Raw genomic sequence first — 26319 nt, forward strand, 5'->3', positions numbered from 1 at the left:
TTAGGCGCCAGTACACAGCTTAAAACCAATAAAATGAGGCCCTTGCGCCTCATTTTTTTAACTATATTTACTTCTCATACACCCTACCCACCAAAATAAAAAAGACGAATTCAGGATTAGATATATCTACTAGTAGGTGCCAGAACCTCTGAAAATTTTATGTTTAGATACTAACCACATAGTTTTACCATCTAAGTTAATACTAATCCCATTAATGGTAGCGGCTTGTAGGGATGTCATGCAAAATCAAAATGCAGGAATATCAATCAAATTGAAGGGCGATCTGGAAAAATCACCAAGAACCTGCAGAGTAAAAATTTAGGAAGTTACAGTAACAATTGTTGTTATTTGTTGATGTTAGAAAGCGATAATTTTTTGAAATTCAGCAATGACTAATTCAGGCTCATCAAGGTGAATAAAGTGGCCACTTTGGGTGGTAGATACAAATCGCCCTTGCGGAAACTCATTAACCCAAGATTCAAGCATTTTTGCTCTAATTTTCATAGCCTCAAGACTGCCCAAAACTAAGTCATCCCCCATAGCCTTAACACTGGCTAACACTGTTACCTTGATATCACCAATATCAGCAAAGTCTGGTAAAGGGGATGTAAGCCATAAATCCCGTAGTTCATTGGTTAAACCATCTGGCCTAGGGTGCTCTTCTGTCATACCCCTGCCCATGTCCTTCAAAAATTGGATTTCCGTTTCCACTACAGTGGGATCAATCTGGGCTATGATCTCACCTTCCCATCTTGTACCAGGGTCAATCAGTAGTAGTGCTTTAGTGTTATTTGGATACATATCCGCAAAATGTCTAGCAATCATTCCACCATATGAATGTCCAACAAAAATCACAGGTTGTTGTATATGTAAGTGCTCTAGTAATTTTTTGGCTATTTCAGCATAGTTTTTAGCACTCAGCTCGGTACTGAGTTGAGACGAGAGCCCTTGGCCTACTCGCGAATAACGAATGACAGTGCAATTTTCAGATAGCTTGTGGAATATAGTGTCAAAAGTTTCAAGGTCAAATCCAGCACCCGCTTCAAATAAAGCAAAACAAGTATTACTATTCTCGGTAACTTGGTATTCCAGAGAATAAGCGTCAACAGTAGCGAATTGATAAGATTCTCTAGAACACCCAAGAATAAAAAAACTAAATATCAATATGTAGTTGCGCATATATTCCTTATTATCATTTCACTTTGCCATACCCAGTTAATAACCTTAAATTTATACAAATACATTTTGATAAACCAGTCACCGAATGAGATTTACATATATTTACTTTGGAAAATAAGGTTAACAGAACATCCACATTAACTATTTACAAAACAAGTATGAGTAGTAAAACATATCTCTACGAAATTCGTTTAGCATTAGCCAAACAACTATTACAATAATCGAACTTAAAAATTGAAGAAGTGGTAAGACCTTGCGGTTTTGACGATCCAAAACAGTTTTGCCGCTTATGGGCTAGATAGAACAGTTACCCACCTTCAACGTTTCGCCAAGGAGTGACCAAATAATGCGTTATGTCGTTTTACTTTTATCATCAATGTGGCTGCTTCCCGCTGATGCGCAAACCAAGCCCATACTGCAAAAACAACTGCTAAACATGGCACAGCAAAGCAAACAAATACAAGCAGCGCGAAAAAGTGACGCCACTGAAGCACTAAAAAGTATGGTAGCTGATATCTCCCAACTACACACCCAAACGCTGAATGAAATTGTCCAGTCACAAGGTTGGCCAACCAAAGCACAAGTCACTGAGCAAGGAGTAAGAGCTGCTTTTACGTTAGTGAGTCATTCAAATAATTTAAGCTTTCAACGAAATATGCTGCCACTTGTTATTCAATCTTATATGGATAAACAAGGCATGAGTGGTGAAGCAGTGGCAATATTTACTGATAAAGTGTCCATCGCTCAGGGCAAAAAGCAGATGTTTGGTACTCAAGCAGACCTCATAAACAGTAAGGTGATATTTTTCCAGATAGAGAATGAAGACAGTGTAGATCAACTAAGAGCCAAAATGGGTATGCCGTCTTTGGCAGAATATAAGACTACCTTGGAGGCGTTATATGGTCTTCAATAATATTGTTAGGCTCAGTTATACCGTGAAATAGAATTCAAGAAGTCCACTGTATAGCCAGTGTCTGATAGGGGTAATGTTTTGCAAGTAAACAATGGGCAGGGGGACAAACTAATAACTCTGTTTTGCGGCTTAGTTAACCTGAACTCGGATTAAGACGTGCCGCGTCCCTAGAAGTCATTGCAATAAAAACAATATGTTAGATGGTGCCAATTGGTTTGCAATGACATCGAACGCATCCAGTGCTGCTATTATTGCGTTTATCGAGGCGAGCTTGTGAGGGAATAGCCTGCTATTGTGAGCAAGTTCAACGAAGACTGGCGCGATAAGAGTGGTACTAGACTTATGGCATACATCGAGCTCAGGTTAGTTAACCCTCCATCTTCAAGGATTAGTCGAACTGCAGAGTCACAGACGTTGTTTTTGTTCTGTCAGGTAATTGTCACTTTTGAATATGATGCAGACAAGCAGAGTATCGTACTATCTTCCATGATTTTTTTCAAAAATCGACTATAGTTTAAGTTGCGGCGTGTCGCAATGTCAGAGCATTTAAGCATTCCGCGATATCAGAGCATATAAATATTTTTTGCTTAACTTTACAATCCAAAGGGGAATTCTGTGGAACATCGATATGCAAGTCGACAATCGGTGCATGAATTAGTAGAACTATGGAATGGCAATACAAAATACGGTAATTTTGAAACCGATAATTTGTGTAGTGGTGGCATTTTTATAAAAAATTGCCAAGATAAAATAGGCAACAGCAAGTGCCTAACGGTTAAATTTAAAAACAATCCAAACCTGAGTTATGACGCGAGTCGCTTCGCGTTAGTGGTACATAAAAACACTATGGGTATAGGGTTAATGTGGACCCACTTAAAAGAGTAAACATCATTATTAAAATAAACGAGTCTTTTGGCGTTGTTTAAAAAGATTCGTTTATATCGAATTTTATTGGTACTTAAATAAGGAAACCGATACAGCCAATTCATTGCATCAGAATAACCTTCAGATATAATTATAAGGTCAATTATGAAGACTCCCATTCTAATTTAATTAAATTGATTGGAGTGTCACAGTTAGTTTTCTACTATATATTTTACTATTGTTTCCAAACGGGGATCATCGGGATCTGAAATACTTGTACTGCCAACAACATGCCCAGTTTTATCAATAAATACGGTAGTGGGTGTGCCGCTAACACTAAATAAATTCTTCGCTACTTCGTCTCCATTGATAAGTGTTTTAAAACTCATACCTCTGCCATCTAATTCTTTTTGTGGCGTGGCCCCTTCGTCTTCTCTGATACTAATAGCAATCATTTGCAAGCCATCAGCTTGATACTTTCGATAAAGTTTATCTAAGCCCGGTTGCAGTTTTTTACAGTATGGACACCACGTCGCCCAAAAATGAATCACTAATGGTTTTCCCAGAAAATCCGATGACTTTACTAACTGCCCCGCTTCATTAAATAGCTGCCATTGTGACATCATGGGCAACTCTTCAGTTTTAGTCTTTTCTTGGGCAAAGGTAAATGTAGTTAAAAATATAACCGTGAGAAACGTAAAAATTCGCAACATAGTTTTAAATTATTTTATTAGGTGTTTGTATACAAGATAGCGCGAACAAACAATTTCTTTCAGTAAAAAGGAAATGTCTGACCACTAAAGAGGAGAAAATGACCGTTGCTTTTTGAAGTTCGCCCTAACAACGGTCTAGAACAGGTTTTTAGCTGACCATTTTTCAGTCAACCATCACACATTCACTGCTTATAAACTACCCCACCCTTCATCACAAAATCAACGGATTCAAGCACCGCAATATTTTTAAGTGGATCGCTATTCACCGCTACGATATCGGCAAATTTACCTTTACTGAGACTACCCACGTCATTTTGCCAATTGAGTAAATTAGCTGAGTTAATGGTGGCCGCTTGAATGGCTTGTAAGGGCGTCATACCAAATTTAACCATACGTGAAAACTGTTTGCCGTTATCACCATGTGGGTAAACAGCGGCGTCAGATCCAAAGACCATTTTTGCCCCAGCTTTAACAGCCATAGCAAAACTTTCACGCTGGCGGGTGCCCACTTGACGCTCTTTATTGAGATTTTCTTCTGGCACACCGTTCTCTGCGCCTTTAGACAAAGTGTATTCAGTGTTGTAGATATCCATAGAAAAACTCGTACCCATTTTTTTAGCCAATTCAATGGTATCTTTATCTAAAAAGCTGGCGTGTTCGATTGAATCGACACCTGCTTGAATAGCAAATTTTATGCCTTCAGTTCCGTGTGCATGAGCGGCGACTATTTTGCCATGGGTGTGGGCTTCATCAACTATGGCTTGCATTTCTTCCAATGTATATTGGCGCATGCCTACTTTTGTGCCTTTAGAAAACACACCACCTGTAGCACAAAATTTTATTAAATCAACGCCATATTTAACGTTCTTGCGCACCATTTGACGCACAGCCCATGGCCCATCGGCCACGCCGTCAGCTTTTGATTTAAAGGAATGATTAAGGGCGTTATCATCACAATGACCACCTGTGATCCCTAAAGCTGGGCCTGACGCGGCTATTCTTGGTCCCGGTACTTCACCGGCATTAATGGAATTACGCAGTGCTACATCCATGTAGTCAGATGAACCTACATTTCTGACTACGGTGAATCCTGCCATCAAGGTTTTTTCAGCGTTAACGACACCACCAATCACCGCGCGGTGTGGTGATTGAAACAACCCAGCGTAGAAATTTTTATCTAGATACCCCATCAAGTGAGTATGCATATCCATAAAGCCCGGTAGGATGTATTGCTTACTCAAATCGATAACCGTTGCGTCATCTGGTATGGCTGAACTTGCCGATTGAATACTGGTAATACGTTCATCTTCGATGAAAATCAGCTGGTTTTTCTGCCATGTTCCTGACTGTACATCTAACAGGTGACCAGCTTTGATGACTGTAGTCGCTGCTTGCAAATCAATGCATAACAGTAATGTTAGGGATAATAGGTAACGAATAATTGAAAAGCGGATCATAAATAATTCCAGCGTTTTTATGAGGAGAAGGTTTACTCATTGTGCCTAGTGTTGCAGACTAATTCCACTAATGGCTTTATCTTGGAGTATTTTCCACAAAAAAAGCAGTTTCAGCAATCGACTATCTCGAACAATTTCATTGCCCAAATATCAACCAAACCCGCAATGAGATTTCGACCCACACGGAGATGTGCCAAGGGGATCTATAAAACGGTTGTCACTCATAAAATATACCAAGGTACGCAACCAATCTATGGCATAAGGCCTTTGATCTATTGCTTGAGTCATACGTCTCTCTAGGCTTAAATAATCAAACGACCAATAGTGACGCAATGAGGACAAAGAGTGGATAATAGGGATAGCAACAAATGACATGGTTTGAACGTTTCGAGCAGCATAAAGGCCGTTACATTTTTTAATGGTAGCCAGCTACCTATTTATCAATAACACCATCAATGCCACATCTGATTGGATGGAAGCAACTCGAGACGGCACTCCTGAGTTCACCTTGATTGAGCCTTTCATCTGGGAGTATTCCAGCGCAATAGGTGTGTTGTTGTTATTACCCTTATTAGCAATATTTTGGCAGCGAACGCCGCTCAAACTAACAACGTTTAAAAGCCAACTCGCCAAACACTTAGTCGCGTCACTGCTGTTTTCAATATGCCACGTTAGCATTATGGTCTTGTTAAGAGAGGGTGCGTATTGGGCCATAGGTGGAAATTACGACTTTGGCTCAATATTGCGCGAATTCATCTACGAGTACCGCAAAGATGTCTGGGGTTATGCGTTTTTCTTACTTTTTTATCAACTATATCAATTTATTTACAGCCGCCTGAAAGGCGAAGCCAACCTGATAGACGCAGAGCCAGAACAACCCGCACCAAACCACGTTCCTGAACATTTGTTAGTCAAAAAACTCGACAGAGAATTTTTTGTGAAAGTCGAGACCATCGAATGGATGGAATCAGCTGTTAACTACGTTAATCTCCACAATGAGGGCCGTATCTACCCATTGCGTTCAACTCTTGCTGACTTGAGTAAAAGACTCGCCGAAAAAGGTTTCTGTCGCACTCACCGCTCCTACGCAGTGAACTTCTCAGCCATAGATCATATTAGTTATCAGCCAAGTGGTGATGGGGAGATTAGTTTAAAAAATGGCAAAGTGGTGTCGCTATCCAGAAGATATAAAGATGAGTTTAAACAGCGCTTGGGATGATTTTTTGAAAATGCTAAAACTCAATGGACTTGAATACCTTTATTGCCATTCCACTATTGATTATTTGAGTGCAGTCTTTCAGATAAAATCTGTGGGTATTTCCAAGTCTTGTAACCTTGGGACACTAAAAACGTTTAATCTTAAAAACAAAAAAGAGCAGTCGTTTGCTCTTTTTTGTTTGTTTAAATGACTGTCAGGAATATTACATTTTAGGAATAATGACCGTATCGATTACGTGAATAACACCATTCTTAGTTTTTAAGTCCGTTTGCGTAACAGTAGCGTCATTGACTTTCACACCATCTGAAGTATCGATCATTATGTCGCTACCTTGAACAGTTGTTGCTTTACTTAACTTGACTACGTCTGCTGCCATAACGTTACCTGCCACAACGTGGTAGGTCAGGATAGCCACAAGTTTGTCTTTATTCTCAGGCTTAAGTAAATCTTCTAGCGTACCGTCTGGCAATTTTGCAAAAGCAGCGTCAGTAGGTGCAAACACTGTAAAGGGACCTTCTCCTTGCAGCGTTTCCACTAATCCGGCAGCTTTTACTGCGGCCACTAGGGTACTAAATACAGGGTTACCCGCAGCTGTTTCTACAATATCCAATTTCGCTGACTTGTGATGCATTGCAAATGCGCTAGTCGTAGCAAATATTAGGGATAATATTGCAACTGATATAAATTTCGTAATAGACGTTTTCATTCTTTTCTCCACCATTTTAAAAAGTTTTAGGAAACAATTTTATGACTAATAGCTCATGCCATAAATTAACAAAGCATTATTAAGCACTCCATGGATACCTACTAAGTTAAATATTTGATCACTATGCACAGATGAATGATGGAAAAAACAAGTTAAAAGGAATGAAAGTTTCGAGTGAAAATCTTTTTATTGGTCGTGTATAGTGATAACGGCTTACAAAGTTTAACGTATAAAAGAGCAGGCCCGTAAAATGAAATATATCCACGGGGTCGTTCCAAAGATAAATATTCCCTAGTCTGAATGCTCGTGAAATTAATATGAATGTCCTATTCGTTCACTCGAGATAACATTTTTCTGCGTCTCATTAACACTAGGGTTAAAACCAACAACATCCATGACAACCCAATACTGCCTCCACCCACCCTTGTTTCTGGTGTTACTGGTGTGGAGTTGGGGTCATTAGGATCTGAGCCAGCCTCGAACTCAGCAATATTACTGCTACCATCGTTATCAGCGTCTTGCTGGGCGTCACTGCCATCAAGTGGATCCAAATGGTTAGCGGTTTCATAGGTGTCAGGTAGATTATCATTATCGTCGTCGGTGTCTGCATTATTACCGGTACCGTCATTATCGGTATCGACACTTTCTGTTGCATCCAAAGGAAAGGCGTCCTCAAGATTGTTGACTAAATCACCATCTGAGTCATGTTCACCATGCAATCTAAATTCATCTTGGGGTAAGCCAGCAAATACTAAGCTAACAGGTTGATTCAGGCCACCAGCAGCTGCTTCCACAAATACATTCAAGAAGTCTCCCGATACTCCATCATACTTGAGTACTTGATCTGTATCGGTGCTACATATATAAATATTGCCTTCAGGTCCAATAGTTAAACAACCCGGCTGACCTAATCCACCGCTACCGGCACTTATAATCTTTCCTAGAAAATTACCACTGCTATCAAACTGGCTAAGATCTTTACTACCCGCATTTGTTACATATATATTAGCGTTGCTGTCTACGGCTAGATGTTCTGGTTTATTCAGACCTTGGGTACTCAAGACTTGTGGCGCTGCCGTTAAATTATCTAAACTAAAAGACAGCAGCCTATTGGTGTTTCTTTCGGCGATGATAAGTCTATTACCGTTTACAACAAAGTCTCGCCAAACTGCAGAATCACTGGTTGCGTCTCCTGGGTGGTTACCCGACGCTAACAGACTAAATAATTCAATGTTGCTGGTGCCTAAGCCATTATTGACTAATAGTGTAGTGTTATCTTGAAAGCCTAAATGTGCAGGGAAATTGGTACTGAGTAAGCTGCGATCAATGACTCGCCTGATAGTATTAGTTTGTCTATCAAATGCTAGTACGTCGCTAAAAGCAATAAAAAACAACTGCTGCGCATTAGATAAAATCGCATCTGAGCGAAAAGAAAAACCGCCAGTTGGTACTGCTAATAAGCTCGCTATAAATGTGCCAGTTTGACTGTTATATCGCAGAACATTGTCACTTCCTGCACTGACTACCCAAGCTTCAGTTTCGAGCAAACTGCTGGGTGCAAAATAATCTGGAACACCGTCATTGTCATCATCAAGATCTTTTCGGTCGCCAATGCCGTCTTGATCGTTATCTTTGGTTTCTTGAAAATTATTGTCTAGCTGATCAGCATTCCCCCCAACCCCATCAGCATCGACATCGACTGTTTCTGATGGGTCAAGGGGTAACGCATCGGCAAAGTCATCGGTGCCGTCATTATCATCATCGTTATCAGCATTATTTCCAATGCCATCTAGATCCGTGTCTTGTTGTTCGTTGAAGTCGTTTGGAAAGGCATCTTGATTGTCGCCGACTCCATCTAAATCTGAGTCCAAAGATTCAGTTGGGTCAAATGGAAATACATCATTAACATCAAACACTGTGTCACCGTCGCGATCGTTCACACTAGGCAATAGCGATGGCACCTCTGATTCATTAATTGCAACTCGCAGTGCAGCATTGATTTGTGCAAAATTGTTAATTGTTGCTGTATTGTTCGCAACAATTGCATCACCACAAGACACCCCAGCACAAGTTACATCAGGATTAGAAAAAACAGCTAGCCCAAAGTCACGATTAATATCACCGGTGCCGATTGAACTCATCATAGTGTTAAATTTTCCTGGCACAATCAATGCGCCAGCGGCGGGCTCAGCCCCCTGTGAACTGCCATTAACGCGCTGATGCCCAGCCCCAAAATTGTGACCAATTTCGTGAGTAAAAGTATCAAGACAATTTGAGCCACCGCTGATACCTACATTACTCACGTTTACCAAATAGTCCACGTCAGAGTTTGGGAACATCGCAATGCCACACACTTCGCGCTCGTTCAAATCATGGGTACGGATCATAGAAACTATATCTGCACCAAAGGAATTTCGTAGGGTTGCAATACTCCCTAAAGATGGGTCTGTAATTGTATTTGGATCGTCATCGACTGCATTACGTAACTCATTCAGCGCGACTATGCTGGAAGGGTTTGGGTAATCAATGAATTGGGTATGTACTAAGCGTAAACGCATATTAATTCGACTATCAAAAAACGTCTGGTTCGCTTTAAAAACCAAATATTCCATTAACGTTTGGGTCATATCGCCGGGAAAGGTGTCGACTATGTTCTGGGTAAATAAAAGCATAACATCGACCACAACCACATCATCGTTTATAGCGATGTGATTTAGGTTTTTTGCCGAGGCTAAAAAAATCTTCCGTTCACCTACCACATCATTTTCATAAAGCCCTGGCGTGAGTCCAGATAAGCCTAGATCCACAGCAATCACTTGTTCACCGCGCTGTTCAATCAGTAAATGTTGACCATTACCGAATAATTCCCCAAAGCCGCTGTTGTTTCCTTGGGTATAGATGAGTGTCCAATCCTTATCGTCAGTTTTAAATGACGCCGAAAATGAACGTGTTCCACCCTTGTTCTGAGTCACTTCATCTACACCAATATCTATAGATGCTTGGTTTAAATTAAGAAAAAAACGATAATTAGCTCCGTGTTTTTGTGCCGACAATAGCTTTTCACTTGGGACTGAGACTTTTTGTATTGAATGTGATTTTATGGTTTTTAAATGAGCAGGTACTGAGGGAAAGGTATCGTCGGCTTGTGCAAATTTTGGTAAAAAGCAATACATTAGTCCTAATACGGTAATTAAACTGACGTGATTAAGCATAGACATTTCTTTTTTGGGTCATACATTTTGAATGTTTTAAGAGTAAACGTCACTCCTTATTTATGCAACATCACTGATTAAAAACCTAGTTTATATACCTTTGCCTCTTTAAGACAAAGGAGCCAGTAAGGTGTCTAAAATGTCATCTGTTAGACTTAAATTACCTTGGCTAACCTCCTCTGATAACAAAGCATTAGCCAACTCTGCTTTTTTCTTTTGGATCAGTAGAATTTTTTCTTCGATAGAGTTTTCAATAATCAATTTATACACAAATACGGGGTTGTCTTGACCTATACGGTAAGCTCGATCAGTAGCTTGATTTTCCACTGCAGGATTCCACCAAGGATCAAAATGGATCACAGTATCAGCGGCAGTTAAATTCAAACCTACACCACCGGCTTTTAAGCTAATTAAGAATACGGGCACTTGACCAGACTGGAATTGTTCAACTATTGCTTGTCGATTTCTGCTACTACCCGTGAGTTTGACATAAGGTATGTTGCTAGCGACTAGCTCTACTTCTATCAACGCTAACATACTGGTGAACTGAGAAAAAATCAGCACCTTTCTTCCTTCTTCAACCATCTCCGGTAAGGTTTCCATCAAAAATTCTAACTTAGCTGATTGGGTGACAGATTTAGCACTAGGCAAAGATAACAATTGTGGATGATTGCAGACTTGACGCAATTTTAATAACGCATCAAGAATTTCAATTTGGCTTCGCTGTAGACCTTTTGCGGCAATGATTTCTTTTAAACGAGAATCCATAGTCAAACGCACAGATTCATATAATTCTGCCTGTTTACCATCAATTTTTAGCATTTGTATAATAATTGTTTTTTCAGGTAATTCTTTCGCAATGAGTTCTTTGCTGCGGCGTAATATAAAGGGTTTGATACGTTGATTGAGCATAATCTTGCGCTCATGATCATTGTGTTTTTCAATAGGTGTTTTAAACAAACGACTAAATTGTCGATAACCCGCTAAAAATCCTGGTAGTAAAAAGTTGAATTGCGCCCAAAATTCGCCGAGATGATTTTCCATAGGTGTGCCGGTCAAACACAGTTTATGTTCAGCCTTGAGTGTCAACATCGATTGATAAAGTTTAGTTTTAGGGTTTTTGATGTAGTGAGCTTCGTCTAAAATCAAATAATAATAAACGTGCTGCTGATGTATTTCACTGTCTTTTAACACCAGTGGATAACTGGTGATCACGATATCGTATTGATCTAATTGTTCAAAATACGCTTGCCGCTTGGCTCCATTTATCACGATATAAGACAAGCTAGGCGTAAACTTATCTATTTCTTTCGACCAATTAAATAACACACTGGTAGGCGCAATAATTAAACTAGGCCCAGTCAGCCGGCCATGCTCTTTCTCAAGTAACAAATGACTGAGTGTTTGAATCGTTTTACCTAAGCCCATGTCGTCAGCCAAAATACCGTTCAGCTCATATTCCCGCAAAAACTGTAACCAGTTCAGTCCTTGATGTTGATATTCACGTAATTTAGCTTGTAACAGTTTAGGGATGGGGACAGGCTGGATCGCATTAAAATTGCGTAGTTTCTCGGCAAGATGACGTAACCTATTGGCACCTTTAGTGACAATGCCTTGATTATCTAATTCACTGAGGGTTTGATGACCTTGAAATCGTGACAAGCGCATAGTGCCATCGTCTTGCAAAGCGCCGGGCATAAACAACTCAACAAACTGTTTAAGTAGAGGCCGAATACTCTGATAACGCAGCGCAATAAATTTTCCACCAGAAAGGTTAACGAACACCTTTTCATCATTGTCGATATAGGTTTGATCATTCAGCAGAATATCGTTAGGAAGCTGTTCTAATGCACTGATTAATATTGGAAAAGCCGCTACGCTTTGACCATCAATGTTTAAATTCAAACCAATGGAGAAAAAATCATTACCTTCATTTTGTTCTACATTGGCATCAAATACACTATCGGTATTTAACTCTTGATAATGAAAACTATCATCGTATTCAATTTTCCACCCCTGCTTCTCCAACTGTGGAAGTTGATTGTGTAAAAAAGATAAATTCAAATGCCGCCCTTGCAACATCATCATATAACCGCCCTCAAAACCTTTATATCCAGTAATAAATTGCGATTGAGGAATAAAGTGCCACGTTTTTAGCGACTCCATGATCATCTTTTCAAAGGCAAAATCGCGATAAATGCTTTCTTCACCGTTTACTTTAGGTAATTGATGCTGCTTTATTAAAGGGCTTACAAGCTGACCATGATAAGCAAACAATAATGATAGTTGGGTATTATAAGCTTGATTTTTATTTGGTGTGGTTAAGCGTATATGAGGCACTGGCCTAGCTAAGATAAACTCTTTTTTCAGTTTTGGTTTTGGTAATTTTTTTGCTAGATCACCAAGAGACATATCTAATTTACTCAATACCCAGGGCATTTTCTCTTCAGAAAATGACGGGCTATGCAAAAACTGCACATCAAACTCACTATTTAAATCCGTTTCCACTAAACCCAAGCGATTAGTTTTAGTATTGTAGTAACTGATAGGCTGTGACTTTATCAATGTGATATCGGCATTACTTTTTTCTAATATCAGATCTAGCTTGTGCACGGTGCGACGTGTTTGCCATTGCCAGTTTGCTTTTAGAGGCTCTCCCAAAGTAATAGGATGTTTTAAATCTGCGCCATCTTGCCAGAAACATCGCCCAGTACTCACCAATAGATGTAATACCTTGTGTGATTGAATGGTATTAGAGTAATGCTGGTTTCTGATCACAGAGCTAATAATTTGCACATCTTGATCATCAACATAGGGTTGTTTAATCAGATAACTATCCAAGTTTTCGTAGTTGAGGGTTCGACTCCAACCACCACTTTTCTTCACACTAGAACTTTTGACTCCCAGTTGTAAATAATCATTAGGCGCAGAACTACGCTGATTAAGAAAATACAGCAGCGCTTTTTTTTGCTGAAAAACCAACGATTCTTGAGAAGAAAATTTATTTAGCCATTCTTCTATTAAGTGGTTTGAGGCCGAACTAACATGCATATGTTCAAGGTAATGGTGAGCCAATGCTGCAGCATGTTTACAATCGGATTTAAGATAACAATTACAATATGCCTTAGCCCGGCTTCTACTTTCATCATATTCAAATCGTGTTAAATAAGTTTCACTTCCCTTAGATTCACTTCTAACGGAACCTCTCAAAACCTGCTCATCCGAAGCAGCACTAACAACATGGTTCAATTGGTGAAGTCTTGCCCCTTTTGCCCAAGTTAGTTTGCTCAAAGCTGCTTGCAAGTTTGTTTTGTTAAACATATTTAAATCGAGTGCCTAATGGTAAGTGCTGTTGATTAAGTGAAGATACGGTGTACAAGATAAATCATCTTGTCAAATTTTGTAACCTTCTATTATATAAGATTTTTTTAATCAGGCACTAGCTTTACCATCCATCAACTTCGAGCCTATTTTGTGGTTGTTTGTAAACAATCTGTCTTTTTCGCGCCGTACCCGATGACACCTCATTTTTAACTCTATGAACCCTCGAAAGTCAGACACTTTTTACCGTACCTTCGAATGTTTTGTGCACTTACGATTTAAATCTTGGATCTGATATCAAATAAGATTTTTTACCTATAAAAATTTTCATCTCTCGATTAGCACAATTCAGATACTGCACCTAAACTAGTTAACAATTGGTTAATAAATAATCAATTTATAGGATTAACGACAGTATTTATGTATCCCTCCTCAGGTGTTTATGGTGTTCCGCAGATAAAACCTTGGTTGAAGGCGCTGTCAGTACCCTAATTTAGGCTTGGAAGCAGAAACGAGACCAAGCAGGGATCACTAAAAATAATAAGGACCGCGCATGAGCATTGCTGTCGCATTGATCCTAATTGTCATTGGGTCGGTTATTTTTCATTTTTTATCCCCTTGGGTGATGACGCCCTTAGCGTCAAATTGGGGATCAATTGATGACACCATGGCCATCACTCTCATCATCACGGGTATTGTTTTTATCGCGATAAATTTCTTTATCGCCTTCGCCGTTATCAAATATCGTCATGATCCTAATCGTAAAGCTAAATATGAGCCTGAGAATAAAAAGTTAGAAATATGGCTAACGGTTATTACCAGTATCGGGATATTTGCCATGTTGGCCCCTGGTTTGATTGTTTATGCAGATTTTGTCGAAGTACCCGAGGAAGCGGATATAGTCGAAGTGGTTGGTCAACAGTGGAGTTGGAGTTTTCGTTTTCCTGGCGTTGACCAGCAGCTAGGCAAAAGTGCGGTTAAACATATTTCTATTGATAATCCCTTTGGTGTTGATCCCCTTGATCCTAGTGGCCAAGACGATGTATTGATTCTGGGCAATAGGTTGGCATTACCGATAGATAGGCCCGTCAAGGTGTTGATGCGCTCTAAAGATGTACTGCATGATTTTTATGTACCACAATTTAGGGTGAAAATGGATATGGTGCCAGGAACCGTCTCTTATATCTGGTTTACACCAACCAAATTAGGTGAGTTTGAAATTCTCTGTGCTGAATTTTGTGGTCTCGGTCATTTTAATATGCGAGGGCATGTGCAGGTCATGCCCCAAAAAGAGTTTGATCTATGGTTACAGGCACAACCTACTTTCGCCGCGTCCATGCTAAAAAACACCTCACAGCTACTCAGTGTCGCTGCACAAAGTGGACAAGAGCTGGCGCAAAATAAAGGCTGTATTGGTTGCCATGATTTCTCAGGGAATGCCATTGGCCCTAGTTGGCAGGGATTATTTGGCAAAACTCAGATATTGGCTGATGGCACTGAAGTGTTGGTGGATGCAGCCTACCTGAAAGAATCAATCCTCATGCCTAATGCAAAAATGGTAAAAGGCTACGCGGCCATTATGCCCCCACTGCCACTTAGTGAGTTGCAGGTTGATTCGCTGATTGCGTATATCCAAGAAAAGGGCGCAACTCAAGATTCAACCACTCACAATACCTTGTTATCTGGCGCAGAATTGGCGCAAACAAAAGGTTGTACAGCCTGCCACAGTCAGGATGGCACGCGTTTAATTGGACCAAGCTGGCAAGGATTGTTCGGTTCTATAAAAGAGCTGAGTAGTGGACAAAAAGTTGAGGTTGATGATCTGTACTTAAAAGAGTCTATTTTCCAACCCAATGCCAAAATTGTCGCAGGCTATCCTCCAGTCATGCCTCCCCCAGTACTTAACGAGCAAGAAGCATTGGCGATTATTGAATTTATTAAAACCCTTTGATTTGTATAACCTTCATAGTGGAGCAAACTGATGGAACAAGATGTAGATCACGATATGCATGAGCCCAGCAGCTTCTTTACCAAATACGTATGGAGTCAGGATCATAAAGTGATTGCGATCCAATATTCAGTGATTGCTATTTTGGTTGGCATTGTGGCCTTGGTGTTGTCAGGCTTAATGCGTTTACAGCTTGGCTTCCCTGGCAGTTTCGATTTTATCGATCCGAGTGCCTATTATCAGTTTGTGACTATGCATGGCATGATCATGGTGATTTACCTGTTGACTGCGATATTTTTAGGTGGTTTTGGTAATTACCTGATCCCTTTAATGGTGGGAGCCAGAGATATGGTATTTTCCTTTGTTAACATGCTCAGTGTGTGGTTTTATTTACTGGCTGTCATCGTATTGCTGTCCAGTTTTTTTGTGCCTGGCGGCCCAACTGGAGCTGGCTGGACATTATACCCTCCACAGGCAATTTTACCTGGTACCCCAGGCTCTGATTGGGGCATTATTTTGATGTTAGTGTCCTTAGCCATATTTATCGTCGCTGCTACTATGGGCGGCTTGAATTATGTCACTACCGTATTGCAGGCACGCACCAAAGGCATGACCCTAATGCGTATGCCACTAACAGTGTGGGGCATTTTCATGGCGACTGTATTAGCACTTTTAGCTTTTCCCGCCTTATTTGTTAGCGCGGTTATGATGTTGTTTGACAAAACATTAGGTACCAGCTTTTTTATGCCTGCGATTTTGTCCATGGGTCAACAGCTTGACCACGAAGGCGGCAGCCCCATTCTGTTTCAACATTTATTTTGGTTTTTTGGTCATCCAGAAGTCTACATAGTCGCTCTACCCGCTTTTGGCATTGTCTCGGATCTCATTAGTGTGCATGCTCGTAAGAATATCTTTGGTTATCGGCTTATGGTGTGGGCCATAATCATGATAGGCGTGATGAGTTTTGTGGTCTGGGCCCACCATATGTACATAAGTGGTATGAACCCCTACTTCGGGTATTTTTTTGCCACTACAACATTGATTATTGCTGTGCCAACGGCGATAAAAGTCTACAACTGGGTATTGACCATCTGGCATGGCAATATTCGCTTAACCGTACCGATGTTGTTTGCATTAGGTTTTGTTTCTACCTTCACCATTGGCGGTTTAACCGGTTTATTCCTCGGTAACGTAGTGGTGGATCTGCCTCTTTCTGACACCTATTTTGTGGTGGCCCACTTTCATATGGTGATGGGTGTGTCACCCATATTAGTGGTGTTTGGCGGGATCTATCATTGGTATCCTAAAATGTCGGGGAAAATGTTGCATACCGGTTTAGGGAAATTGCATTTTTGGGGTACGTTTTTAGGTACTTACATGATTTATTTCCCCATGCACTATCTTGGCGTATTAGGGGTTCCTCGGCGATATTTTGCCTATGAAAACTATGACTTTATCCCCGATTCGGCTAAAGATTTAAATGCCATGATTTCGGTAATGGCCATATTTGTGGCACTGGTTCAGCTGATATTTTTATACAACTTGGTTTGGAGCTTGTTCAAGGGAAAACCTGCTGGTGATAATCCCTGGGAAGCAACATCACTTGAGTGGCAAACCGAAACGACTCCGCCTGGGCATGGAAATTGGGGCAAACATATTCCCATATGCCATCGTTGGGCCTACGACTATAGTGTGCCGGGATATGAGCAGGATTTTTTACCGCAAAATTTTGTTGAAGACAAAAAGGCAGGTGAATTATGAGCTTCCTCGCACCGTTAATGGAAAAACCTTGGGAGCAAGCAGGCGCACCGCAACAGCAAGGTTTAGGACGTGAGCACACCCGTAAAGCCGGTTTACGCTTATTGTTAGCGGTGGTGTCGGTACTTTTTTTATTATTTATCGTTGCCTTTTTAATGCGCTCACAATATCCCGATTGGCAACCTTTAGCAGAAACCTCGAGCAATCCGCTGTTTAATAAAAGTATTTTGTGGCTAAACAGCTTTTATTTGTTGGCGGCAAGTATTTGTATGCAAGTAGCCAGAGTCAATGCTCGACCACAAAATAGGCTGTTCTTACACTTTGGACTGATTTTGGCAGGTTTGTTTTCGGCTGCCTTTGTGACTGGCCAATTAATGTTTTGGCAGCAATTATACCAGCAGGGATTTGTGGTGAATGCCAACCCCGCTCTGAGTTTCTTTTATATATTCACTGGTTTACATGCTGTACACGTGGGTATCGGTTTGCTGGCCTGGCTTGTGGCATTAACAGCCATGCTGCGTAACAGTCCAAAACTCAGCCAATATATTGATTTATGTGCGATTTATTGGCATTTCTTATTTGGCTTATGGCTGCTTTTATTTGCTTTATTAGTCAGTAAGCCAGAAAAATACAATGCAATCGTTGAATTTTGCGGGCTGGGAGCATGACTATGCAATCTAATGATCTCATGCAAAACAAAAAAACATTGGAACCCCCTCAGGGTATTAGTGGATTAGTGGCAGATTGGTCAGGGGATAAAGAAGCATTTCAGGTGCCTTGGGGCAAAGCCATGATGTGGATCTTTTTGCTTAGCGATACCTTTGTATTTAGCTGTTTTTTGATTGGCTACATGGTGGTGCGAATGTCGGCGGTTGAGCCTTGGCCCAATGCCAGTGAAGTGTTTGCGCTGGAAATAGGCGGACAACATATTCCCATGGTGTTAATCGCTATTATGACCTTCATTTTGATTACGAGCAGCGGCACCATGGCAATGGCGGTTAATTATGGCTATCGCAAGGACAAAATAAAAGCCGCTATCCTGATGTTAATAACAGCATTGCTAGGCCTATCATTTGTGGGTATGCAAGCATTCGAGTGGAGTAAATTGATTGCTGAAGGGGTGCGTCCTTGGGAGAACCCATTTGGTGCGGTGCAATTTGGTTCGGTATTTTTTATGGTGACTGGATTTCATGGTTTGCATGTATCCATAGGTGTTATCTATTTATTCACTGTGGCGATTAAGATATTAAAGGGACATTACGAAAAAAGTGGTAACTACGAAATAGTCGAAATTGCTGGTTTGTATTGGCATTTCGTTGATTTGGTATGGGTGTTTATTTTTGCTCTGTTTTATCTTTGGTAATACACCCTAATATACATAATTAGTTTAGGAGGCGGTATGGTTGAAAACACTCAAGTTCCGGTCGATGCACATGGCCATCAAGAACATCCTGTTAGTCTATATTTAAAGATTTGGGGGCTGCTGTTTATCCTCAGTGGATTTTCTTACATGGTCGACTTTATGCACCTAGAAGGTTTGTTGCGTTGGTCACTTATTTTACTATTTATGTTCTTAAAGGCCGGCCTAATTATCAGTATTTTTATGCATATGATGTGGGAAAGAATGGCATTGATTTGCGCAATATTGATCCCACCTTTGGCGCTTACATTGTTCATCGGCATTATGGCAATTGAATCAAATTATACATTTTTTAGTCGCTTGATGTTTTTTACTAGCAGTTGAATGATTGAGTAATAATAGAAGTGTTGTCAAAACAAATTGTAAAAACTGAAAAGCCGAACTTTCAATTAATGAAAGCTCGGCTTTATTTCAGAGTGTTAACTTATCAGGGTAAGGTTTTCATCACTTTGCTAAACTTCTCTTGTCCATGCACTACCCAACTTGGGGTGGCACCACCAGTACCTGCAAGTTTGAGTTTGGGGTGTTTTTCAATAATCTCGGAAAGAATCGGTTCTTGTTCAGAGGCCACGTCAACAAAAATGACGTGTTTGCCTTGTTTAAGTAATTTCTGAAAACGCTTAAATTGGTGATTGGGAATTTGAATACCAATCAAGCCACCTTCCCAAGTGCAAAATCCGAGGATCACCACAGCTAAGAATCCAAAAGGGATCCAGCCCGCAGCAGTCAAATGCCACTCTAACATATAGGTAACACCTAATACTAAAGCCGCGGCAATAGCCCCGACTACAGCGCCTATTTCGGTTGAATGCACCACATCCTGTTTGAGTACCGCTTCTATAGCATGTAAATGGTGTTTCTCAACCTCTGCGTCATTTTCACTTAACACATGAATTTGCGGAGTGCTCACTCCTTTTCCTTCAAGTTCTAGTTCAACGGCTTCCAAGTCGTTTAGATCATCACTTATGTAATAATGTCTTAACATAATCTTTTTTCTCCTAGCACACAGATAATTAACGAAAAAATTGTTAGTTCAATGTTAATAGTTGAATTGTAGCAGTGTTTAATATTTATACATTATTTCGGTGTACTTATACATTATTTTGAGGTGGTTTGGGTATAAGTCCCTTTAGAATGACCAATAATGACTCACAAATCTTTCATCGATAAGCAGTAGCGTCATCAGTGCAGGCAAATATATGATGCTAGCCAGAAAAACTTGTCTGGCGTTTTTGACCGAGTATTGTTGATAGAGTCTGATTGATACTACAAGTAACGCTAAGCCGAACAAAAAAGCACCTGAAAAAAAAACTATTTCACCCAAACCTACAAAGGGAGTTAATAGGGTTATGCACAATAATGCCACGCTAAAAATCACTATTATGCTGCGGGTAGCGCCTTCAATTTCTGGATTGTCGGGCAGCAGGTGATACCCTCCTTTGGCATAATCCTGTCGATAAATTGCAGCAAGTGACATAAAGTGCGGAATTTGCCACAAGAATAATAAACAACCTAACACCCATGCTTCAACGCCAAAATGATTGGTGGCAGCGGTCCAGCCCATCATTGGCGGGATAGCGCCTGGGATCGCCCCAGCTAAAACAGCAACAGTAGAGTATGGCTTTAAAGGAGTGTAAATCAGAACGTAGCTTGCTAAAGTAATTAACGCTAAATAAGCGGTTAATGGATTAACTCCAAAATAGAGTAGCAACATGCCTGTTAAGGACCAAACAAGAGTAACGGTGAGTGCGTGCCCAGAAGATAGTCTACCCGAGGGTATTGGACGTTGGCGAGTTCTCAGCATTAGCGCATCGCGTTTACGCTCCCACCATTGGTTCAAGCCATTGGCTCCCATCGCAGTAAGTAACGTTCCAAACAGTACACAAATTATTTCAACAAAATTGAGTTGTGATACCCCTAAACCGTAACCAATAAGGGTAGTAAACAACACTAATAAACACAGCCGAAATTTGCCCAACTGTAAATAAAGGTCAAACCGAGATTTAAGTGTCCACGCTTTATTAGTCAAAAGGCACCACCTGATTGGGTTACAAGACTAATGACAAGATTAGGTTAAATCTGAATAATTGTTATAATTTGTGTTTATTCATTTCCTAATAAAAAACGCCAAGATAAGAATACAAGTGAACGCAGCACTGTATATGCTTTTAAAAATGCATAAGCAATTCCTTCGCCACTCCTTTATAATCCTCAACAATTCCCAAGCCAACGATAAAGCAAGGCTTAAACATACATGTTTGAACAATTAGAACTAGACGATGACCTAATCCATGCGGTGACGGACTTAGGTTATAAAGAGCCCACCAGTATCCAATCACTGGTTATCCCACAAGCCATGAATGGCAAAGACATATTGGCCTCAGCTCCAACAGGTACAGGTAAGACAGCCGCTTTTTTATTGCCTGCTTGCCAGTTTTTATTGGATTATCCCAGACGCCAACCGGGTTCAACGCGAATTTTGATCCTTACCCCAACCCGAGAGTTAGCGTTGCAAATTTTTGAGCAAGCCAAAGCTATCAGTAAATATGTGCCACATATAGCATGCGGCGTTATTACCGGCGGCATCAACTACGGAACTGATCGTGACTTATTAGAAGGTAATCTCGATATTTTGGTCGCCACACCGGGTCGTTTATTCGAACATATCGAAAAAGAAAGTTTTGATTGCCGTGATATTGAATGCCTGATTTTAGATGAAGCTGATCGTATGTTGGATATGGGATTTTCTCCCGTTGTAAACCAAATTGCCGCAGAAGCGCGCTGGCGCAAACAAACCATGTTGTTTTCAGCTACATTAGAAGGTAGCGGCATCGCACGTTTTTCGGATGAGTTGTTGAATGACCCAGTGGAATTAGAAGCAGATTCTAGCCGTAAAGAAAAAGGGATAATCCACCAGTGGATACATTTAGCAGATGATGCGGTTCACAAACTGAACTTGTTAACTCACATTCTGAGTACACAAGTAGAAACGGCCATAGTATTTGTTAAAACTCGTGAACGTTTAGCCACGTTAGTTGGCCAACTGCAATCTGTCGATATTGACTGCGTCTGGTTGCAAGGTGAAATGCCTCAAGATAAACGTAATAGCGCTATGGAGCGTTTTCGTACAGGTGAAGTAAAGATATTAATCGCCACTGACGTGGCCGCCCGTGGTATTGATGTAGATAACATTAGCCACGTCATCAACTACGATATGCCTCGCACTGCTGATGTATATGTACATCGTATTGGTCGAACAGGCCGCGCGGGTAACAAGGGCACAGCTATTTCTATAGTCGAAGCCCACGATATCGGCGTAGTGCCCAAAATTGAACGTTACACAGAACAGGCGTTAAAACGTAGGGTGATTGCTGCATTGCGCCCTGCCAATAAAGAAGCTAAACCTCCGGCTAAGAAAAAAATTAGTAATAAAACTAAAAAGGCAGTAATTAAGGCCAAACGTACCGCCAAAATCAAAAAGCGCAAAAATAAAGGACGAGGGAAAAAAACTCCTTAAACTCACCTTATCAAGATTTATCGTTACGCGTCTTGGCGAATTTCAACTAAGTTGAAATTCGCTTGGGTGTCTCCTACCACCATTATTTTGCAGCGTCCCCAACTTTTAGGAATTTTCCATTCTGTATATTCTGCAACGGTATACTTTTCTCTTTTGTTATCACAACGCAGTTCTACCGTATCGAGCGTACCTGCGATATCACTAAACATAAAACGGTTACGACTAAGAGAATGCCACCAATCACCATTGCTACCTACTTCTCCTTGCACGACAATAAAATCTTGATTTTTTAAGACCTGCCGAGCTTGAGTTGCATATTTTTCTAGGACACTGACTGTTTTTTCATTATCAGGACGCTGCTCAATTTGTGCATATGTCTCTAAAGCATCTGAAAATAATGATGCCTTTATTTCTAAAATAAATTTTTGATGTAAAAGATAAATGTAATACTGATCACCGACATATGTGCTGCTTTTATTAGAGGAAACGACTCTCTTGAGACTACTTAATTGAGAACTTTCTTGGCCTTGTGCTTTTGCAATCTCAGACTTCAACATCCAAAACCATGCGTCTTCGTAACTATTCCAGATTTTACCTTCACCCATTTGGGTAATAAGTTGTTCAGCTAAAACGATATTATCTGCTCTTAATGCCTCATCTGCATTTTTATATTCCCTGACAAATCGTTTTCTTCCGCCCTTTGTTCCCTTATCTAATTTAAAATCAATTTGCACACTATTACGACACTGTTCGATTTTTTCTCCGTTACGGATAGCAGGAGAATATTGCCATTGTTTAATCGCTCTCAAACTCGCCTTCTCGAAGCCACGAATGCCAGATGAGTCTTCAATAACAGGATCGACCACTGCACCATTTTCATCCACAACAAAACTTAGCTTGACCCAACCTTCATTTCCATTTCGAGCAGCTTTGGTTGGGAATCTAGGTGAAACACGTTCGATAGGTTCGGCCGGAATAATACTCTCTACCCACTCAACGTTCGATGATGGCTCTGGTTCAGCGATTAGAAACGTCGAAAAGAAAGATAAAGCAATCATAGAGAATTTCATTTTATGTCCTTGAAAAGTGATATTATATTGTGAAGTTTTATGGGCTGATGATAGATATCTATTTATGCAATTACAAGTAAAGTAAACCGAACGTATTTGCTGAATCACGTAACATTGCCATTATTTTAAAGGATAACATGTGAGTAAAAAAATAGTCCTTGCTACAGGTAACAAAGGTAAAGTTAAAGAACTTGCTCGTATGTTGTCAGGTTTAGGTATTGAAGTATTACCACAAAGCGAATTTGACGTAGCAGAAGTAGCTGAAACAGGGTCCACGTTTGTTGAGAATGCAATAATCAAAGCTCGCCACGCTGCAAAGCAAACAGGTTTGCCTGCTATCGCTGACGATTCGGGTTTGGCAGTGAATGCACTGGGTGGCGAACCCGGCGTTTATTCTGCGCGGTATTCGGGAGACCAAGCGACAGATAAAAGCAATATTACTAAGTTACTGAGTGTCATGGCTGATGTTCCAAAAGCTAAACGCCAAGCCAAATTTTTATGTGTATTGGTGTATATGCGTCACGGGGATGATCCCACGCCTATTATTTGCCAAGGTGAATGGTGTGGTGAGATCACGACTGAGCAACAAGGTAAAAATGGCTTTGGTTACGATCCAGTCTTTTGGGTCAAAGAACAAAATTGTAGTTCTGCTCAGTTGTCACCCGAACAGAAAAATGCATTCAGTCACCGCGGTAAAGCCTTAAAACTGCTGTTAGCCCAACTACAAAAACAAATAGGTTAAAGACTTGTCACAACCACTTACGCTTAAATTACCGCCTCTTTCGTTGTATATCCATATTCCTTGGTGTGTACAAAAATGCCCTTACTGTGATTTTAATTCTCACGGGCAAAAACAACAGGTGTTGCCTGAAACTGAATATGTCAGCCACTTGTTAGATGACTTAACTGAAGATGCTAAATTGGTAGGCGACAGAGCTATTCATAGTATTTTTATTGGTGGTGGCACACCAAGTTTGTTTTCCCAGCAAGCTATCCACACTCTTTTAGAGGGAGTGAAAAAACGAGTGAATTTGTTAGCTGATGCTGAAATCACCATGGAAGCGAATCCCGGCACAGTGGAAAGCCAACGATTTGCTGATTATGTCAAAGCAGGCATTACACGCATTTCCATAGGTGTGCAAAGTTTTCAACCAGACAAACTCACAGCGCTTGGTCGGATCCATGATGAGAATCAGGCGCTTAAAGCTGTGGAATTGGCCAAAAGCATAGGACTCAATAGTTTTAACCTAGACCTAATGCATGGCTTACCTAAACAATCTTTAGAAGATGCGATGTTTGATTTAAACACCGCCATAACCCAACAACCTCCACACTTATCTTGGTATCAATTAACCATTGAACCGAATACACAGTTTCATTCTAAGCCGCCTAAATTGCCAGAGGATGAAGTGTTGTGGGATATTCAAGAACAAGGTGATGAGTTACTCCGGCAAGCGGGATTCGAACAATACGAGATTTCTGCATACAGTCAAGCAGGGCAACAATGTCGGCATAATTTAAATTATTGGCGTTTTGGTGACTACTTAGGCATTGGTTGTGGCGCACACGGTAAAATCACACTGGCCAATGAAAATCAGATAATTCGCACGGTTAAGGTTAAACACCCCAAGGGTTATATGGATTTAACCCGCAGTTATACGAGCGATAACAAAGTCGTACCTAGCCAAGAATTGCCTTTTGAGTTTTTTATGAATCGCTTTCGTTTACTTGAACCCTGCCCTAAGTCAGATTATTCAGACTTTACTGGTTTATCTCTAGATAACGCCACCAAACAAAACCTACAAAGTGCGATAACTCGTGGCTTGTTGCTTGAGTCAGATGATGAATGGCAAGTCACACCTTTAGGCAGGCGTTATTTAAATACGTTATTGGAAATGATGGTATAGCTCAATAGTTATACCCATTCATCATAATTTCTTTCCTCTGTGTAACGCAGCGCTCGGCGTCCGACGCTCTTTGTTCTCTGTGGTGAATTTGTTTGTAATTGAAAAGCCAAAGAACAAGATATTTGAACCACCGAGGACGCAGAGAGAAAAGCAAAGCCTATTGATTATCCAAATCTTATTCTGATCAAATTTCGGGAGTAAATTGGCTGAGATCGTAATTAGATCACACTTTAAAATGGAATAGTATTAAATCTATCTACGTCATGCGCTATTCATGCATATAAGCATTGGTACCAGTTAATAATACATTGTATGGCTTTAGTTCTTTAATAGAAGCTCTGAGTTTATCCTCAGCCTTATCTAATTCTTTGAATCGATTACAAAACCATTGGGCCTTAAGCTTTAGGGTTTCAGCTTTTGGACCTACGGTTTGACCAATTTCTTCACCTAAACTTTCTAACTGGTTAGCTATAGTGGCAACTTTTTCTTTACTCACCTCACCATTAGCAACCAGTCCACCGATAACCGATAAAATGCCACCTACAGAAGTGCTGATTGCGTCTTCTAACTGTTCTTCCAATTCGCGGTCGACCAAATCGTTTACTTGCTCAAGACTGCCAGGGCCCATGTAAAAATTATCGTTCGCACGGATAAACTTCTCTTTGACACTCATTTGCACACGTTCGAGAGATTTTTGTAGTTTTTTCTGACTTTTATCGTCTTTTACTAAGCCGCTATACACTTGCTCAATAGTTTCTACCGCAAGCTCTACACCTTCGTTTGCCAACAATATCATTTTAGGCACAACTTGATGGATACCGGCAGAAAACTCAGCAAGCTCAAGTTCTCGTTTCTCATCTAAGTCAATCCATTCACCTTGAACAATAAGCTGTGATGGATGGTTAATCTGGTACACAGCCCGGCCACCAGGTCCAATGACTCGGATTTGTTGTTCGCTCACTACCACACCATAATTAAGAGACACTTCACAATCTGTGCTTGCATCAACAGTTGAGCTTAAGCTTATTATCAGTAAAGTAAAAACTAAAAAACGCATAAAATTCCGATGATCATAAGTCCAAAGGCAGTGTGCCTTTAAACAAAAAAAATGCAAT

The 26319-nt window shown here is 40.5% G+C and carries 21 protein-coding genes; 11 read left to right on the forward strand and 10 right to left on the reverse strand.

Annotation, left to right across the window (positions count from 1 at the left end; all coding sequences use genetic code 11):
* Nucleotides 1–357: 357 nt before the first annotated feature.
* Nucleotides 358–1179 (reverse strand): alpha/beta fold hydrolase, encoded by an 822-nt coding sequence (locus tag CXF95_RS20155; RefSeq protein WP_101200373.1) that lies wholly within the window; start codon nt 1177–1179, stop codon nt 358–360.
* Between the two features lie 346 nt (nt 1180–1525).
* Here CXF95_RS20155 and CXF95_RS20160 point away from each other — a divergent pair, with 346 nt between their 5' ends.
* Nucleotides 1526–2092 (forward strand): DUF6624 domain-containing protein, encoded by a 567-nt coding sequence (locus tag CXF95_RS20160; RefSeq protein ID WP_101200374.1) that lies wholly within the window; start codon nt 1526–1528, stop codon nt 2090–2092.
* Between the two features lie 615 nt (nt 2093–2707).
* Entirely contained in the window at nt 2708–2977 is a 270-nt protein-coding gene (locus CXF95_RS20165) for a hypothetical protein (protein WP_101200375.1), read from the forward strand.
* Nucleotides 2978–3168: 191 nt separating this feature from the next.
* Here CXF95_RS20165 and CXF95_RS20170 read toward each other — a convergent pair whose 3' ends face one another.
* Complete coding sequence (locus tag CXF95_RS20170; RefSeq protein ID WP_232787955.1) at nt 3169–3582, reverse strand: TlpA disulfide reductase family protein; 414 nt, start codon at nt 3580–3582, stop codon at nt 3169–3171.
* A gap of 269 nt (nt 3583–3851) precedes the next feature.
* The gene (locus CXF95_RS20175) at nt 3852–5126 is read right to left on the reverse strand and encodes an amidohydrolase family protein (protein ID WP_101200377.1); all 1275 of its coding nucleotides are present in this window, start codon (nt 5124–5126) and stop codon (nt 3852–3854) included.
* A gap of 418 nt (nt 5127–5544) precedes the next feature.
* Between CXF95_RS20175 and CXF95_RS20180 the strand changes: the two genes are divergently transcribed.
* The gene (locus CXF95_RS20180; RefSeq protein ID WP_232787956.1) at nt 5545–6345 is read left to right on the forward strand and encodes a LytTR family DNA-binding domain-containing protein; all 801 of its coding nucleotides are present in this window, start codon (nt 5545–5547) and stop codon (nt 6343–6345) included.
* Nucleotides 6346–6547: 202 nt separating this feature from the next.
* Here CXF95_RS20180 and CXF95_RS20190 read toward each other — a convergent pair whose 3' ends face one another.
* The 3 genes from CXF95_RS20190 to CXF95_RS20200 form a co-directional block, all read right to left on the reverse strand.
* The gene (locus CXF95_RS20190; protein ID WP_101200379.1) at nt 6548–7051 is read right to left on the reverse strand and encodes a fasciclin domain-containing protein; all 504 of its coding nucleotides are present in this window, start codon (nt 7049–7051) and stop codon (nt 6548–6550) included.
* Nucleotides 7052–7377: 326 nt separating this feature from the next.
* Nucleotides 7378–10263, reverse strand: coding sequence for a M12 family metallo-peptidase (locus tag CXF95_RS20195; protein ID WP_198556653.1), 2886 nt, complete (start codon nt 10261–10263; stop codon nt 7378–7380).
* Nucleotides 10264–10371: 108 nt separating this feature from the next.
* Nucleotides 10372–13584 carry a DEAD/DEAH box helicase gene (locus CXF95_RS20200; protein WP_101200381.1) on the reverse strand — a complete coding sequence of 1071 codons (3213 nt, stop codon included), beginning with the start codon at nt 13582–13584 and terminating at the stop codon, nt 10372–10374.
* 553 nt (nt 13585–14137) lie between these two features.
* Between CXF95_RS20200 and coxB the strand changes: the two genes are divergently transcribed.
* From coxB to CXF95_RS20225, 5 genes are read left to right on the forward strand one after another with little or no spacing between them, the layout of a single operon-like run.
* A complete protein-coding gene (gene coxB / locus CXF95_RS20205; RefSeq protein ID WP_101200382.1) occupies nt 14138–15535 on the forward strand; it encodes a cytochrome c oxidase subunit II in 1398 nt (465 codons plus the stop codon).
* Between the two features lie 30 nt (nt 15536–15565).
* A complete protein-coding gene (locus CXF95_RS20210; protein ID WP_101200383.1) occupies nt 15566–17293 on the forward strand; it encodes a cbb3-type cytochrome c oxidase subunit I in 1728 nt (575 codons plus the stop codon).
* Complete coding sequence (locus CXF95_RS20215; RefSeq protein WP_101200384.1) at nt 17290–17958, forward strand: cytochrome c oxidase subunit 3; 669 nt, start codon at nt 17290–17292, stop codon at nt 17956–17958. Before CXF95_RS20210 ends, CXF95_RS20215 begins: the two co-directional genes overlap by 4 nt.
* Nucleotides 17959–17978: 20 nt before the next feature.
* On the forward strand, nt 17979–18653 hold the full coding sequence (locus tag CXF95_RS20220) for a heme-copper oxidase subunit III family protein (RefSeq protein WP_101200494.1): 675 nt from the start codon (nt 17979–17981) through the stop codon (nt 18651–18653).
* Nucleotides 18654–18689: 36 nt separating this feature from the next.
* Nucleotides 18690–19034, forward strand: coding sequence for a cytochrome C oxidase subunit IV family protein (locus CXF95_RS20225; protein ID WP_101200385.1), 345 nt, complete (start codon nt 18690–18692; stop codon nt 19032–19034).
* A gap of 103 nt (nt 19035–19137) precedes the next feature.
* Here CXF95_RS20225 and CXF95_RS20230 read toward each other — a convergent pair whose 3' ends face one another.
* Nucleotides 19138–19695, reverse strand: a complete 558-nt coding sequence (locus tag CXF95_RS20230; protein WP_101200386.1) for an NAD/FAD-utilizing enzyme — start codon at nt 19693–19695, stop codon at nt 19138–19140.
* Nucleotides 19696–19839: 144 nt separating this feature from the next.
* Complete coding sequence (cyoE, locus tag CXF95_RS20235) at nt 19840–20739, reverse strand: heme o synthase (RefSeq protein ID WP_232787958.1); 900 nt, start codon at nt 20737–20739, stop codon at nt 19840–19842.
* Nucleotides 20740–20964: 225 nt separating this feature from the next.
* Here cyoE and srmB point away from each other — a divergent pair, with 225 nt between their 5' ends.
* Complete coding sequence (srmB, locus tag CXF95_RS20240; RefSeq protein ID WP_101200387.1) at nt 20965–22227, forward strand: ATP-dependent RNA helicase SrmB; 1263 nt, start codon at nt 20965–20967, stop codon at nt 22225–22227.
* Nucleotides 22228–22250: 23 nt separating this feature from the next.
* Here the strand turns inward: srmB and CXF95_RS20245 are convergent, their stop codons facing one another.
* Nucleotides 22251–23297: an energy transducer TonB gene (locus CXF95_RS20245; protein WP_101200388.1), complete on the reverse strand. Its 1047-nt coding sequence runs from the start codon at nt 23295–23297 to the stop codon at nt 22251–22253.
* A gap of 139 nt (nt 23298–23436) precedes the next feature.
* Between CXF95_RS20245 and CXF95_RS20250 the strand changes: the two genes are divergently transcribed.
* Together CXF95_RS20250 and hemW are read left to right on the forward strand one after the other, a co-directional pair.
* Nucleotides 23437–24039: an XTP/dITP diphosphatase gene (locus CXF95_RS20250; protein ID WP_101200389.1), complete on the forward strand. Its 603-nt coding sequence runs from the start codon at nt 23437–23439 to the stop codon at nt 24037–24039.
* Nucleotides 24040–24043: 4 nt separating this feature from the next.
* Nucleotides 24044–25204 (forward strand): radical SAM family heme chaperone HemW, encoded by a 1161-nt coding sequence (gene hemW / locus CXF95_RS20255; RefSeq protein ID WP_101200390.1) that lies wholly within the window; start codon nt 24044–24046, stop codon nt 25202–25204.
* A 268-nt stretch (nt 25205–25472) separates the two neighbouring features.
* Here the strand turns inward: hemW and CXF95_RS20260 are convergent, their stop codons facing one another.
* Nucleotides 25473–26261 (reverse strand): YggN family protein, encoded by a 789-nt coding sequence (locus tag CXF95_RS20260; protein ID WP_101200391.1) that lies wholly within the window; start codon nt 26259–26261, stop codon nt 25473–25475.
* Nucleotides 26262–26319: the final 58 nt, after the last annotated feature.

Origin of the sequence: Paraglaciecola sp. MB-3u-78, assembly GCF_002835935.1 — a bacterium.
Lineage (GTDB): Bacteria > Pseudomonadota > Gammaproteobacteria > Enterobacterales > Alteromonadaceae > Paraglaciecola.